Annotated in this window: 14 protein-coding genes; 3 read left to right on the forward strand and 11 right to left on the reverse strand. The window is 25.8% G+C overall.

Features of this window, described 5'->3' with window-relative positions:
* Positions 1-17: 17 nt before the first annotated feature.
* The gene (locus tag AC07E4_RS15220; RefSeq protein WP_478216874.1) at positions 18-362 is read right to left on the reverse strand and encodes an ASCH domain-containing protein; all 345 of its coding nucleotides are present in this window, start codon (positions 360-362) and stop codon (positions 18-20) included.
* A gap of 572 nt (positions 363-934) precedes the next feature.
* Here AC07E4_RS15220 and AC07E4_RS15225 point away from each other — a divergent pair.
* The 3 genes from AC07E4_RS15225 (at position 935) to AC07E4_RS15235 (ending at position 4,144) form a co-directional block, all read left to right on the forward strand.
* Positions 935-2,173, forward strand: coding sequence for an aminotransferase-like domain-containing protein (locus AC07E4_RS15225; RefSeq protein WP_478216875.1), 1,239 nt, complete (start codon positions 935-937; stop codon positions 2,171-2,173).
* A gap of 561 nt (positions 2,174-2,734) precedes the next feature.
* On the forward strand, positions 2,735-2,923 hold the full coding sequence (locus AC07E4_RS15230) for a hypothetical protein (protein WP_040329818.1): 189 nt from the start codon (positions 2,735-2,737) through the stop codon (positions 2,921-2,923).
* Between the two features lie 21 nt (positions 2,924-2,944).
* A complete protein-coding gene (locus AC07E4_RS15235; RefSeq protein WP_040329819.1) occupies positions 2,945-4,144 on the forward strand; it encodes a pyridoxal phosphate-dependent aminotransferase in 1,200 nt (399 codons plus the stop codon).
* A gap of 37 nt (positions 4,145-4,181) precedes the next feature.
* Here AC07E4_RS15235 and AC07E4_RS15240 read toward each other — a convergent pair whose 3' ends face one another.
* The 10 genes from AC07E4_RS15240 to AC07E4_RS15285 all read right to left on the reverse strand — a co-directional run bounded on the left by AC07E4_RS15240 (position 4,182) and on the right by AC07E4_RS15285 (position 15,679).
* Positions 4,182-5,072, reverse strand: coding sequence for a GNAT family N-acetyltransferase (locus AC07E4_RS15240; protein WP_040329820.1), 891 nt, complete (start codon positions 5,070-5,072; stop codon positions 4,182-4,184).
* A gap of 109 nt (positions 5,073-5,181) precedes the next feature.
* Positions 5,182-7,095, reverse strand: coding sequence for a bifunctional 4-hydroxy-3-methylbut-2-enyl diphosphate reductase/30S ribosomal protein S1 (locus AC07E4_RS15245; protein ID WP_040329821.1), 1,914 nt, complete (start codon positions 7,093-7,095; stop codon positions 5,182-5,184).
* Between the two features lie 64 nt (positions 7,096-7,159).
* Positions 7,160-7,819, reverse strand: coding sequence for a (d)CMP kinase (gene cmk, locus AC07E4_RS15250; RefSeq protein ID WP_040329822.1), 660 nt, complete (start codon positions 7,817-7,819; stop codon positions 7,160-7,162).
* Positions 7,820-7,893: 74 nt separating this feature from the next.
* The gene (gene aroH / locus AC07E4_RS15255) at positions 7,894-8,244 is read right to left on the reverse strand and encodes a chorismate mutase (RefSeq protein ID WP_430829830.1); all 351 of its coding nucleotides are present in this window, start codon (positions 8,242-8,244) and stop codon (positions 7,894-7,896) included.
* 5 nt (positions 8,245-8,249) lie between these two features.
* Complete coding sequence (locus AC07E4_RS15260) at positions 8,250-9,473, reverse strand: BaiN/RdsA family NAD(P)/FAD-dependent oxidoreductase (RefSeq protein WP_478216876.1); 1,224 nt, start codon at positions 9,471-9,473, stop codon at positions 8,250-8,252.
* A gap of 1,087 nt (positions 9,474-10,560) precedes the next feature.
* On the reverse strand, positions 10,561-10,713 hold the full coding sequence (locus AC07E4_RS15265; RefSeq protein WP_187372139.1) for a hypothetical protein: 153 nt from the start codon (positions 10,711-10,713) through the stop codon (positions 10,561-10,563).
* 152 nt (positions 10,714-10,865) lie between these two features.
* The gene (gene gdhA / locus AC07E4_RS15270) at positions 10,866-12,218 is read right to left on the reverse strand and encodes an NADP-specific glutamate dehydrogenase (RefSeq protein ID WP_040329217.1); all 1,353 of its coding nucleotides are present in this window, start codon (positions 12,216-12,218) and stop codon (positions 10,866-10,868) included.
* A 1,025-nt stretch (positions 12,219-13,243) separates the two neighbouring features.
* Positions 13,244-14,128, reverse strand: coding sequence for a MurR/RpiR family transcriptional regulator (locus AC07E4_RS15275; protein WP_423219653.1), 885 nt, complete (start codon positions 14,126-14,128; stop codon positions 13,244-13,246).
* 278 nt (positions 14,129-14,406) lie between these two features.
* Positions 14,407-14,949, reverse strand: a complete 543-nt coding sequence (gene mnmM / locus AC07E4_RS15280; RefSeq protein ID WP_040329219.1) for a tRNA 5-(aminomethyl)-2-thiouridylate-methyltransferase MnmM — start codon at positions 14,947-14,949, stop codon at positions 14,407-14,409.
* A gap of 1 nt (position 14,950) precedes the next feature.
* Complete coding sequence (locus tag AC07E4_RS15285) at positions 14,951-15,679, reverse strand: pseudouridine synthase (RefSeq protein WP_040329220.1); 729 nt, start codon at positions 15,677-15,679, stop codon at positions 14,951-14,953.
* Positions 15,680-15,761 lie beyond the last annotated feature (82 nt).

Genomic DNA, 15,761 nt, shown 5'->3' on the forward strand with positions numbered 1-15,761 from the left:
TTAATCCCCCAATTTTTTTAATTAATTAATTTAAAATTTATAACCATAACTCCTAAAGCTATTTCTTCCTTGGTTGAGTAAATATTATATATATTATTTAATATCTTTTCTTTAGTTAAATTTTTATATCCAAAACATTCTTGTGGAAAATTATCATATACATCTCTAAATGTTTTAAATTTATATATTTTTATTATTTCAACTAATATAAAATCATTTAAATCAGGGAGTTTATAAAAATTAATTTTATCTCCAACTTTAAGTTTATTTCTTTTTTCATCACAAAGTCTAACTTCAAATCTCTTATCATCATATATTATTCTATTAAATTCTCTTTCTAATAACTTCATCTTATATATCATACTTTTGATACCACCTAATAATAATGTATAAGAATATATTTTACCACATTTTAATTATATATAACTACTGATATTTTTTCAATTAATCTACTTTAATTCTAAAGTCATTAAAATTTTACATAAAAAAAATAGCTTTTATGGCTATTTTACTTGATTTATATTCCTACTAACTTAGTTCAATTGACAACCCCAAGTTTCTATAAAATATTTTAATTTATTTTTCATCTAATCATTCTCCTTTGTGAAATTATAATCAATTTATTTACATCATATTCAAAATAAAATTACATTAATAAATATATTTTTGAATAAGACTATAACCATTATATTATATATAATTTCTATATATAATTAAAGTTTTTTAATGCTAGCCATAATATTTATTTTCAATTAATAATCCTTTTTACATTTTATACAACAAAATTTATTTTTTGAATATTTAATTTTTATTGTATTATTGAAAAATTTTATATTTACTGTATAATTAAGTTAATGTGAATTTTTAGAATTTTGCTAATTTTCATATTGTTGGGGTATGTTAAATTTTTTTACTTTTTATGGGGGTGCAAATCATGAATATAAAATTTGCTGAAAGAATGTCTAACATAAAAGCTTCTGAAATTAGAGAGCTTTTAAAATTAACTGCAGAACCAGAAATAATTTCATTTGCTGGTGGATTACCTGCTCCAGAATTATTTCCAAAAGAAAAACTAGCAGAAGTTGCAAAGGATGTTTTAACAAATGAAGGTGCTTTTGCTCTTCAATATGCTACTACTGAAGGTTTTAATCCACTTAGAAAAATAATTGTGGAACAAAGATTAGCTCCAGCTGGAATAAAATGCGATATTTCTAACATAATGATTACTAATGGTTCTCAACAAGGTTTAGAATTTTCTGCAAAGCTTTTCATAAATGAAGGGGATGTAATTCTTTGCGAAAGTCCAAGTTACCTTGGTGCTTTAAACGCTTTTAAAGCTTATGGTCCTAAATTCATAGAAATACCTATGGATGAAAACGGCATGATTATAAGCGAACTTGAAAAAGCATTAAAAGAAAATGATAATGTAAAAATGATATATACTATTCCTGATTTCCAAAATCCTAGTGGAATAACTATGTCATTAGAAAGAAGAAAACGTTTAGCTGAAATTGCAGGAAACTATGAAATACCTGTAATTGAAGATAGTCCATATGGTGAGTTAAGATATGACAATGAAAAATTACCACCAATTAAATCTTTTGATGAAAAAGGATATGTTGTAAACCTTGGTACTTTCTCAAAAACATTCTGTCCTGGTCTAAGACTTGGCTGGATTGTAGCAGATAAAGAAATACTTCAAAAATATATTATGATAAAACAAGGTGCTGACCTTCAATGTAATACTTTAAGTCAAGTTATAGCTGCAAGGTACATGGAAAAATATAATTTAGATGAACATATAGCTTCTATTGTTGAAGTTTATAGAAAACGTAGAGATTTAATGATTGAAAATATGAAGCTTTATTTCCCTAAAGATGTTAAATTCACTATACCTGAAGGTGGATTATTCACTTGGGTAGAACTTAGAGAAGATTTAGATGCTGCTGTTATAATGCAAGATGCTTTAAAAGAAAAAGTAGCTTATGTTCCAGGTAAATCATTCTTCCCTAACGGAGAAAAATCAAATTACTTCAGACTTAATTATTCAAACATGAGTGAAGATAAAATAGTTGAAGGTGTTAAGAGACTTGGAAAAGTTCTTGATAAATACTATAAATGTTCTTGCTGTAGTTCTTTAGAAGAAAGTGCTGCTGCTAAAGATAATAATTAAAATTTTATAATTTACTTTGGAAAATTATTTTAATGTGAATAAATTGTAAATGAAATCTTTAACTTATATAAATTTACAATTATATTTCTAAAGTTATTTATTTAAAAACTGAAATACTTTTTAAAGTGAAACATATAATAATATTTTAAAATGAAAATATACTTAAATTTTAATTTATTTTTGATTTTAAAATTATTATTGTTTCGCTATACAACTAGGTTCAAACATTATAATTTTAACTTATATATTTATTTCTTAATTTTATGACTACTATGTATTATGCTTAAAATTTTGCCAATATTTATATGAATAAGTTAAATTTTAAAGTTTGAACCTTTTTGGTTTTTTATGCCTAAAATAAGTTTAATCATTAAATATAAACTTATTTTCTTACTTTTTTTACAAATCATACTTTTCATAACTTAAATTTTGATGTATGATTTATATATATAATTATAATAAAAATTTAACATGTTTTATTTATTTTCACAGTTATACTTGAAATATTTTTTATAAAATTACTCTTTATAGGGAATTATATAGATATAAGGAGGGATTTTTATGAGAAATGTTAAAAATGATAGTGAATATAAAACTGTTAATGTTTATAATGGTATAGGTGACAGAGGTTATTTCAATGGTAGGCGCAAAAACATGTCCGTGTTTGATGTTAAGTGTTGCTCAAATTCCTTTTGTGACACTGTAAATGATTCCATTGACAATAACTTAAATCAAAATAATTTGTTTTAACAGATGGAGGATTAAAAAATAATGAAATTTTCAAATCGTATTCAAGAAATGAACTATTCATCAATTCGTAAATTAGTTCCTTATTCTAATGAAGCTAAAAAGAGAGGAATTAAAGTTTATCATCTTAATATCGGTCAACCTGATATTGAAACACCTTCAACTTTTATAGAAGGTATCAAAAATTATAATGAATCTGTTTTAAAGTATGCTCAATCTCAAGGTATTGATGATACTATTGAAAGCTTTAGAAAATATTACAAAGAATGGAATATAGACTTTGATAAAGATGAATTATTAGTTACTGCTGGTGGTTCTGAAGCAATATCTTTAGCATTTATGGCTATTGCAGATGTTGGTGATGAAATTATAATTCCTGAACCATTCTATGCTAACTATAATGGATTTGCTCAAGTTGCCGGAGTAAATGTTGTTCCATTCTTAACAAAAGCTGAAAATGGATTTCACTTACCAGCTAAAGAAGAGATTGTAAGCAAAATAACTGATAAAACTAAAGCCATAATGATTTCTAACCCAGGAAATCCAACTGGAGTTGTTTACACAAAAGAAGAAATAAGAATGCTTGCTGATATAGCTAAAGAGCATGATATTTATCTTATTTCTGACGAAGTTTATAGAGAATTCGTATATGATGATTTAAAATACACTTCTGCTTTATATATGGATGATGTATTAGATAGAGTTATATTAATAGATAGTATTTCTAAACGTTATAGTGCATGTGGTGCTAGAATTGGTTTAGTTGCATCTAAAAACAAAGAACTTATAGCTCAAATCTTAAAAATATGTCAAGCAAGACTTTGTGTTCCAACAGTAGAGCAAGTTGCAGCTGCTAACTTAATAAATACACCTAAAGAATATTTTGAAAAAGTAAAAGCAGAATATGACAACAGAAGAAATGTAATGTATGATAAATTATGTAAAATTCCAGATATCGTATGTGAAAAACCTACTGGAGCATTTTATATAATGGCTAAATTACCAATTGAAGATGGCGAAGATTTTGCTAAATTTATGTTGTGTGATTTCAATCATGAAGGTAAAACTGTTATGGTTGCTCCTGCTGAAGGATTCTACTCAACTCCTGGACTTGGAAAGAACGAAATTAGACTTTCTTACTGCTTAAATGTAGATGCTATAGCAGATGCTATGGATATATTAGCATTAGGACTTGAAAAATATAGAAACTTAAAGATTAAATAATCTAAAAATTAATAAAAAAAGATAAATTGACATCAATTTATCTTTTTTTGTTTTGAAATGAAAATTTTTTATCATTTTTCATCACTTCAAAACCTGAATCTTTATAAACTTTTAATGCAGGATAATTGTTTCCACTGCACTTTAAATATACTTCACTATGCCCCATATCTAAAGCTACATTAATCATCTTTTGTATTATAAGCTTACTGTATCCATTTCCTCTAAATTTCTCTATTATTCCTAAATTAACTATAAAAAGGCCCTTTTCTTCTAAAATAAGTTGACCATATCCTATTGCTTCATTGTTAAACATTAAAAAGAATGAAGTATCTTCTAAATAATAATCTTGACTTTCTTCAAGTATGATATCTTGAATATCTAAATCTATTCTATTTTTATTTCTAAAAATATCATTTTGAATGTTACATCTTAGTTCTTCATCTACGCCCTTGACAAAGCTTTTAAAACTAAGTTCTTCACCTAAATCTAAATCACAATATTTCAAATCCGACTTTTTCATATTACATACTGATTCTACTTCAGTAAACCCTACTTTAATTAGCATTTTTTCCTCTTTTAAACCCTCTTCTAAATCTATCTCATCTATTTCAAAATATCTATCCTTTGGAAATTTATAAAAAAACCCCCTGTATAATGATACACTATCTATATTATTTTCTACATTTAACATTATTCTATTTATTTTATATTTATTTTCTTCATATCTTACTACCCACATATAACCTATATATTCTTTGTTCATTTTTAATAGTACGATATTTTTTCTATAAAAAAGTTTATATATAAATGATAACTCCTCATACTCATCAATAAATTTCTTTTCTAAATGACTATGTATTATATCTTTTGCTATTAATTCCTTTAAATTCTTCAAATTTTTTAGGTTTAAAAATTCATATTTGTACATTTTCCTTGTATAACTCTCCATATCACAAACTATAGGGTTTTTATTTTATCTTATAAATCAATAAGATACATGACAAATTACCTGCCATGTATCTTAAAATCATTCTTTATTACATTTCGTCTACTGCTTTAATGCTTAAAGAAATTCTCTTTGTTTCTTCATTTGTTTCTAATATAACAGCTTTTATTTCTTGACCTACTTTTAATACTGAGCTTGGTCTATCAACTTTTTTATCGCTGATTTGAGAAATATGAACTAATCCATCTACACCTGGTTCTAATTCAACAAATGCTCCAAAGTCAGCAAATCTAACTACTTTTCCAAGTACTACATTACCAACTGGATATTTTTCATTTACATTTGACCATGGATTTTCTTGTAATTTTTTTAAACTTAAAGCAAGTTTTTTGTTTTCTTTATCTACATCTAATACGTAAACTTTTATAGTTTCACCTATTTTAACTACTTCTTTAGGACTTACAACTTTATTCCATGACATTTCAGATATATGAAGTAAACCATCTACTCCTTGAACTTCTACGAATGCTCCAAAACTAGATATTCTTCTTACTATACCTTCAACTACAGTATCTTTTTCAAGATTGTTCCAAGTTTGCTCTTCTTTTTTATCTTTTTCACCTTGAAGAATTTCTCTTCTTGAACCAACTATTTTCATTCCATTTCTTTGTTTTTCAAATTCTATTATTTTTACTTTTATAGTTTTGTTCATGTACTCAGATAAATTATTAACTTTTTCAAGTGAAATGTGAGATGCAGGTATAAATACTCTTATTCCTTTATATGTAGCTATAACTCCGCCTTTTACTTCATTTGTTATTTTAACTTCTATCTCTTCTTTGTTTTCAAATATAGATTTTAATTCTTTTTGGATTCCTTCTCTTTCAATTTCTATTCTTGAAACAACTATATATCCATCAGAATTCTTAACACTTATAATTTTGGCTTCTATCATTTCACCAACATTTATTATTTCATTTAATTTTGCATTTTCATCTTTAGTAACTTCAGCTATTGGAAGTAACCCTTCATTTTTAGCTCCTGTTATTGTTAAATATGCTTCCTTTTCAGAAACTTTGAAAACCTCACCTTTTATAACTTTTCCAACTCTAAGCTCCATATTATTATTCATATACGCTTCGTATTGTAACATTTCATTTTCCATAACTTCATTTTTCATTTTTAACACAGCCTCCTTAATTATCCAATCTGGTGTTGATGCTCCTGCTGTTATACCTATCTTATTTGCTTTATGTATAAATTCCATCGGTATTTCACCAGCATTCTCTACATGGATTGTATTTTTACAATTTTTCTTACATATTTCATAAAGTTTAGTTGTATTTGAGCTATTATATCCACCTATAACAACCATAGTATCTACTTCTTTTGATAAGTCATTTGCTGCTTTTTGCCTTACCTCTGTTGCATTACATATAGTGTTTAATGCAACAACTTCAGAGCACTTATCACTAACCATATCTAAAACTTTGTCAAAGTTACATTGTTTTTCAGTTGTTTGTGATACTACAAATATTTTTTTAGGCAAATTTTGTAATAACTCATCACCTTTTGATATTATAGCAGTATTATTGCACCATCCATTAATTCCAATAACTTCTGGATGATCTTTATCTCCTACTATTAAAATTCCATATCCTAAGTCGTAGTATTCTTTTACTTTCATTTGAATTTTTGTTACATAGGGACATGTAGCATCTACTACATTTAACTTTTTAGAATGCAACTTTTCAAGAATACTCTTTGATATTCCATGGGATCTTATTATTATTACATCACCTTCTTTAAGGTTGTCTATACCATTAATATCTATATGATATATATTATTCTCTTCAAGCAAATTTACAACATCATTATTATGTATTAAAGGTCCTAAAGTATATATTTTGTTTTTATATTCCTTTTTCTTATTTAAAGCTGTATCAACTGCTCTTTTTACCCCAAAACAAAATCCTGCTTCCTTTGCTAAAAGTATTTGTCTCATGTAATCACCACCTTGATATTGCACCTACTATCATTTTAACATATTATATAAAAATTAACTAATATTATTTAGAAATTTTCTCTTTAATATTATTAGATATAACCTCTACAACATCATCTATTCCTAAATTAGATGAATCTATTTCTATAGCATCATCTGCTTTTACTAGTGGATCTTTTTCTCTTGTAGAATCTATATAATCTCTCTTCTTTATATCTTCTAATAAATCATTAAAATTAACTTCTATATTTTTAGATTTTAATTCTTCAAATCTTCTTTGAGCTCTTGTTTCTGCAGTTGCTGTTAAATAATATTTGAACTTAGAATCCTTTAAAACAACGGTTCCTATATCTCTTCCATCCATTATAACATCATATTTTTTAGCTATATCTTGTTGCATTTTAACAAGTTTTTCTCTAACTTCTGGTATTTTTGCATAATTAGAAACATTATTGCTTATAACTGGCATAGTAAGTTTTTCAGTTATATCTTCTCCATTTAAAATAAGATTATCTCCATCAAAATGCATTTCTACACTATTTAAAACTTCCATAAGTCCTTGTTTATCACTTGGAGAAATGTTTTTATTCATAGCAATATAAGTTATTGCTCTATACATTGAACCAGTATTTATATACATTAAATTAAATTTTTCTCCTACAATTTTTGCAATTGTACTTTTTCCTGCTCCTGCTGGTCCATCTATGGCAACTGACATACTCATCTATAAATCTTCCTTCCTAATATATATAGTATTTAAGAAATCTACTTTCAATATGCATATTTCTTTATAATTTATTATTTTATATCTTTTCTTAAATTTGACGCACCTTTTAAATATATAAATTTTACATCTCTATCTTCTTCATCACTTAAAACAGTAACTCTTATACATAAATTTAAGGAATTTTCTACTTCCATTTCATTAAAGTGCATAATACTAACTTTATCAAGCCCAAAATGCTTGCGTACAAAAGCACCAGGATATGCCTTATTTATATCATTAGTACATGAGAACAGTAATACTTTTATTTTATCTAAATCTAATTTATTTTCTTCTATTAATTTTTCAATAAGCTCTAGCGTATTATTTTCTATCTCTTCTACTGTATTTTTTTGTATTGTTATTGCGCCCCTAATAGATAACATATTAATTACTCTCCTAATTTCATTCCTGCTAAGTGTCCTGTAGAAAAAGCTATTTGGACATTATATCCTCCAGTATAAGCATCTACATCTATTATTTCACCTGCAAAACTTAAATTGTTTATTATTTTTGATTTCATAGTGGATGGATCTATATCTTTAGTATTCACACCACCAGATGTTACAATAGCTTCTGCAACTGGTCTTAATCCTTTATATTCTAATTTAAAATCATGTATTAAATCTATAAAGTTTTTTCTCTCTTCTTTTGTTATTACATTAACTTTCTTTTCTTCTGGTATTCCACTTAAATTTATCATAACTGGAATAAGCTTTTTAGGAAATAAGTTATCCAATGAATTTTTGAAATCTTTATTCATATTTTCTTTAAAATCTTTTTGAACTCTTTTATCTAATTCATCTATACTTAAAGCCGGTTTAAAATTAATTGATATTTTATATTTCTCATTTCCTTTAATGTTACTACTAGCACTTAAAACTAGTGGACCTGATATTCCGAAATGAGTAAATAACATTTCACCAAGTTCTTTAAAAACAACTTTATTTTTACTATTTCTTATAATAAGTTCAACATTTTTTAATGATAATCCTTGAAGTTCTTTAATAAAATCATCCTTTAATTCTATTGGCACTAGTGATGGTTTTAATTCTACAATATTATGTCCCATATTTTCCATTAAAGATAGCATACTACCATCTGAACCAGTTTGAGGATATGATGCTCCACCACCACAAATTATAAAATGATCGCCTTCTATTTTACGTCCATCTTCTAATATAACTTCAGTAATTTTATCATTTTTTAATGTAAAGTTTACAACTTTGCTATTAGTCATTACTTTTATATTTGATTTTCTTATTTCGTTTTCTAATGTTTTTATTATATCTGAAGATTTATCGGAAAGTGGAAATACTCTATCTCCTCTTTCAACTTTCAACTTAGTACCTCTACTTTCAAAAAAGTTCATAGTATCTTCATTTGTAAATGTATATAATGCACTATATAAGAAATATGGATTAGTAGGTATATGTTCTATAAACTCACCTATATCTTTCCCATTTGTAACATTACAACGTCCTTTTCCTGTTATAAAAAGTTTTTTACCTAACTTTTCATTTCTTTCTATTAATAAAACCTCATGATTTTGCGAAGCAGAAATAGCAGCCATCATACCTGCTGGACCTCCACCTATCACAATAACCTTTGACATTGCTTCACCACCTATTATATAAGTTATATCTATTTTTATAATTTAATAGTGTTATAAATATTTAAAATAGACTTCTTTTTTTATTCATTTAATGTTTAATTTACATTGTTTTTATTTATACTCAACTTATAAATTATACTCCAAAATTCTATATACAAACAAGTATTAAATTATTTTTATCAATTTAATCTAAGTTAATTTATTTTTTATAAATAATCACTTCATACTTAATTATTGATCAAAACTATAATATTGTTATAGAGTTCCAATCTAAAATTTTAAATAATAGGTTTCTCAAATGATATTACTAATCTTACAGTTTATTTTTATTTTTATATTTGGAACCAAGTAAAAGTTAAGAGTGAAAAGTGAAAAGTTATAGTTGGTATTACTCACTTCGCTTTTAATATCTAAAAATAGAAATGCTTAAAAACTACGTTTTTATATTGTTTTCAACTAATTTGCTCTGCAGATTTAATAAAAAATCATTTTTAAAATTGAATCTCCAATTTTTACATTCATTTTCAACTTTCAATTTTCAATTAAATTAATTAAAATTCTCAACTAAAACATGAATAATTTAAAGTTTAAACTTGTATTCCTATATAGGGTTCCAAGTTCAAATTTAAAATAACACATTTATCAATTGAAAAACTTTTTTCTTTCATCAAGGAACAGGAATTATTTAAATTAGTATTTCTTTAAAAATTGATTTAGAAAATCTTATTAATTTGTGTTTTATTTTCAAGACCTGAACCCAAGGACGGGTTCAGCGACTGCCTAGACAGGACGTCGATTCAGCCGTTTAGTCTTGGAAATAAAATGGCAAATTTATTAGAGTTTCTTTGAAGTTTTTATGAATAACGTTTTAAATAATTACTGTTTCTTGGAATACTGCTATTCTCATTTATTATTTGAATAATTTCATTTTTCAGCTTGGAACCCTATATTAGCATCTAAGTAAAAAGTAAGAGCGAAAAGTGATGGTAAACATCACTTTTTCTTTGATCTTTTTATATAAAGAATTCAAATTATTATATAATAAAAAATCCTATTAGATTTTGATACTAATAGGATTTAACTTTGATTACTTAGAACTTCCTCTTTTTTTTACTCCTGTTTTTTCAAGATAATCTTTTTCTTTTACTATATTTTCTTCAAAATTTTCTACAGCATTTTTAGTGAAATTTCCTATAGCTGCTATATTAGTAAATGCATTTTTATTATCTTTATTCTTCATAATAACCACCTCTGAATTTTTCTTTAGTTTATACATAGAAATTATTTATTATACATTGTTTTTTAGTTTAACTCAGAGTTTTAAAGTAAATGCACACATAAAAAGAAACTGACTTTTAAAAATCAGTTTCTTTTGTGTATATTTAACTTCTATTAGTATATTCCTTGTAAGTACATAGCTTCAGCTACTTTTAAGAAACCAGCTATGTTAGCACCAGCAACTAAGTTATATCCAAATCCATAAGTTTCAGCTGCATTTTTAGCATTGTTATGGATATCTTTCATTATTTGATGAAGTTTTGCATCAACTTCTTCTGCTGTCCAAGAATATCTCATGCTGTTTTGAGCCATTTCTAAAGCTGAAACTGAAACTCCACCAGCATTAGCTGCTTTAGCAGGTCCTACTACTAAACCATTGTCTAAGAAGTATTGAACTGCTTCGTTAGTACATGGCATGTTAGCTGCTTCACAAATATATTTAGTTCCATTTGCAACTATTTGTTTAGCATGTTCTATACGTATATCATTTTGAGTTGCTGCTGGAATTATAACGTCAGCTTTAACTCCCCATGGTTTTTCTCCTGCATGGAATTCACAACCAAATTTATCTGCATAATCTTGAGCTTTATCTCTTCCTGAAGCTCTCATTTCTAATAAGTAATCTATTTTTTCGTCAGTAACAACTCCGTCTTTATCATAAACATATCCGTCTGGTCCAGATATTGTTATAACTTTACCACCAAGTTGTGCAACTTTTTTACAAACGCCCCAAGCAACTTGACCAAATCCTGATATAGCTACTGTTTTTCCTTTTATTGTTGTTCCTACATGTTGTAACATTTCTTCACAGAAGTAAGTTACACCAAATCCTGTTGCTTCTGGTCTTACTAAGCTACCACCAAATGATAATCCTTTACCAGTAATAACTCCATTTTCAAAAGCTCCTCTTATTCTTCTATATTGTCCATATAAGTAAGCTACTTCTCTAGCTCCAACACCCATATCTCCAGCTGGAACGTCTACGTCTGGTCCTATATGTCTGTATAATTCAGTCATAAAGCTTTCGCAGAATCTTCTTATTTCAGCATTTGATTTACCTCTTGGGTCGAAGTCTGAACCACCTTTACCTCCACCTATTGGAAGACCTGTTAATGAGTTCTTTAATATTTGTTCAAATCCTAAGAATTTGATTATTCCTAAGTAAACTGATGGATGGAATCTTAAACCACCTTTGTAAGGTCCTATACATCCATTAAATTGTACTCTGAAACCTCTATTTACATGAACATTGCCATTATCGTCTGTCCAAGGCACTTTAAACATTATTTGTCTTTCTGGTTCACAGAATCTTTCTAAAAGATTTGATTCAATGTATTCTGGATGTTTGTCTAAAACAGGAGTTAATGAGTGTAAAACTTCCTCAACAGCTTGAATGAATTCAGGCTCTCCACTGTTTCTTTTCTTTACATTTTCTAGAACTTGTTCAATATAAGATTTAGTATCCATGGTTCCCTACCCCCAATAAATTTTAAATATTTTAAATTTAATAATTAATAATTTAATATTTTTAATATATATTATAAAATTTGTTAATATTAATAAATATTTTATAATATTAACTTTATTATAACCACACTCTTATAATTCTACAAATTCATCAAAAACCCTTTAAATATACAGTTTTTTCTGAATGTTTTGTAGATTCTTAATATTTTTTATCGTCTGACATTTAATTTTATATTTTTCTGAAAACTAATAATCATTTTAGTATCATAAAACGATTACATACCTTTCAATTAACATATTAATCTATATTTTCTAAGAAATCAATAACTTTTTAATTTATTTTTTGTTATTTTTTTCACTTTCTGTAAACATCATTGTGTTTTATTTAAATTAGACTTATTTATTTTGAATAATTAAATTTAAATATTTTGAAAATTATTAATCTTTTCTCTATATATAGTTTTATAACACTATTTTAATATTTTGTAAAGTATCATTCATTATTATTTTTTTATAGATATTCCTTTTTTAAATCAATGTAATATTATAAATTACTCAAAAATAATTAAGTACTGTCTTTATTATTTATTGATAATATAATAACAAAATTATAAATTTCTTATTATATTTAATAATTTCTTTATATGTCTTACGATAATTAACATATGATTTACAATATACATATATTCCATATATGTTAAATCCTTTATATAACTTTGAACCAATACCTACAAAAACTTTTTTAGCCTGCTATTTGTTATAGTTTTATGATCCTATAAGATATTTATCATAAATACTAAATATTATTAATTTAATTTTATAAAAAATACTCATAGTTTTAATTATTAGTTATTAATTTTATTTAAAAATCAATTTGTTTTTATAAATACATCACTTATTTTATAACCTAATATATATCAGTTAAGATTTTTATATAAAAACTTAATTAAATATTAATTATTTTGTATAACAAAAATAAGTTCGTATATAATTTCACGAACTTATTTTATAAACATACCGTTTTATTATTCTTTTTTATAAGAGTATACTTGATAATTTTTCCACATACTTTCCAAATCACTAAATGTTTGTGATATTTTTTCTTTTTCTCTAAGGCCTACAGCAATTATAAGTGCATTTATAACACTTAAAGGTGCTACTAGTGAATCTACAAATGATGCCATATTACTTTCTGCTACAAGTGTATAATCCGCCTTCGTTGCTAATGGAGATAAAAGACTGTCTGTTATTGCAATTACTGTTGCATTTCTAGACTTTGAAAAATTTAAAGCTTCTATTGTTCTAACAGCGTATCTTGGAAATCCTATACCTATTACACAATCTTCTTCTGAAACATTTAACATTTGTTCAAAAATATCGCTCATTCCATAAGATACAATTTTTACATTGTCTAATATTAAATTTAAATAGAAACCTAAAAAATCAGCTAATGCCGTAGAACTTCTAAGTCCTATAATATATATTTTTTTAGCTTTAAAAATATGATTTACAGCTTCATCAAAAGCTGTATGATTTATTTTTTCTAATGTTACTCTAATATTTTCAATATCTGACTTTAATACACCTTTTAATGCATTATTATGACTTATAAAATCATTAGACAATTCAATTCTTTGAACTGTTGTAAGTTTATTCTTTATAAGTTCTTGTAATGCTTTTTGTAACTCTGGGTATCCTTCATATCCTAATTGATTTGCAAATCTAACTACGGTTGATTCACTTACACCAACACTATTTCCAAGCTTAGCTGCAGTCATAAATGCTGCTTTATCATAATGCTTTAATATATATTCAGCAATTAACTTTTGACCTTTACTAAGTCTTGGAAATTTCATTTGAATTAATCTCATAAGATCTTTGCTACTATTCTCCAATTTGCTAACCTCCATTCAACGAATATTTAAAATGTATACTATTTATTTTAAGTTCCCTATTATTTTAAACAATATAATATCTATTTGAAATTAAAACTATATAGTAAAGTTGAATTTTGAAACAGACACACATTCAAAATTTCAATTTATTAAATAATAGAATTGTTCTATATAAAATTTTAACATTTAATGAACTATATATCAATAAATATTTCATTTTTTCGTAATTTGAATTTATAATTTCACCATTTGTTCTTTTTGCAACTTAATGTTTTATAAGTTTTAAACCTTTTCTATTTCTTTTCAATAACAACAAGCCTCGGTGCAACCTCACTTCTATTCACAACTTTATGTAACATAACACCATATTTCTTTTTATCTAACTTCATGAAATATTCCATAAGTACGCCTTCTTCTTTTGCACCTTGTTCATGCCCTACATAAATAGCCACAGTCATTATTCCACCTGGATTTAATATTTGTAATGCACATTCTATACTTTTCAAACTACTTTCACAGTTAGTTGTGATACTTTTATCTCCACCAGGTAAAAACCCTAAATTATACATAACTGCATCTACATTTTCTTCTACATAATCTGAAATTTTACTATGACAATCTTTTATCAATGTGACTCTCTCATCACTATTCTTTTTGTAATTTTCTATAGCTACATCTTGAATATCAAAACTATATACTTTGTTAAATTTACTACTCAAAAATTTAGTATCATATCCATTTCCTAAAGTACAATCTATAGCAACATTTTTGTTTCCTACAAATTTATCTATTATATTCTGAGAAAGTTCACTTACATCACTTACATATTTAAACATGTTAAATTTCTCCCTTTAAATACTTCACTTCATTATCATTTAAAAATCTAAAATTTCCTTTTTTTAAATCTCCAAGTTTTATATTACCTATAGCTATTCTTTTAAGTTTTATAACTTTATGATTTATAGCATCACACATTTTTCTTACTTGTCTATTTTTACCTTCATGTATTATTATTTCCAATTCACAAGTTTCACTATTTCTATTTAAAGAATTCTCTTTTAAAATTCTGCACTTTGCAGGAGCTGTTATATATCCACCTATATCTACGCCAGTGCATATTTTTCTTATTTCTTCTTTATTAGGTATTCCTTTTACAGTTGCAATATATACTTTATTTTTTTCAACTCTTGGATGTATTACTTTATTATAAACGTCTCCATCGTTTGTAAGTAATATAAGCCCTGATGTATCATAATCTAATCTACCTATAGGATAAATTCTTTCATCAACACTTACTAAATCTATTATAGTTTTTCTTCCTCTTTCATCCTTAACCGTAGATACATATCCTTCAGGTTTATTAAGTGCTATATAAACCTTTCTTTCTTCTGGTCTTACATTTTTTCCATCCACTTCTATAACATCTTTTTCTTCATTTACTTTTATTCCAAGTTCGTTAACTATCTGTCCATTAACTTTAACTCTTCCACTTAGTATTATTTCTTCACATTTTCTTCTAGAATCTACACCACATCTAGCCATATATTTTTGTAATCTTTCTTCCACTTTTTCACATCCCATATTTAATATTATAAGTTTTCAACTTATATCTTTATCAAAATCTGCCAAGACTAAAATCTTACCAGTA

It is taken from the genome of Clostridium amazonense, from assembly GCF_056431285.1.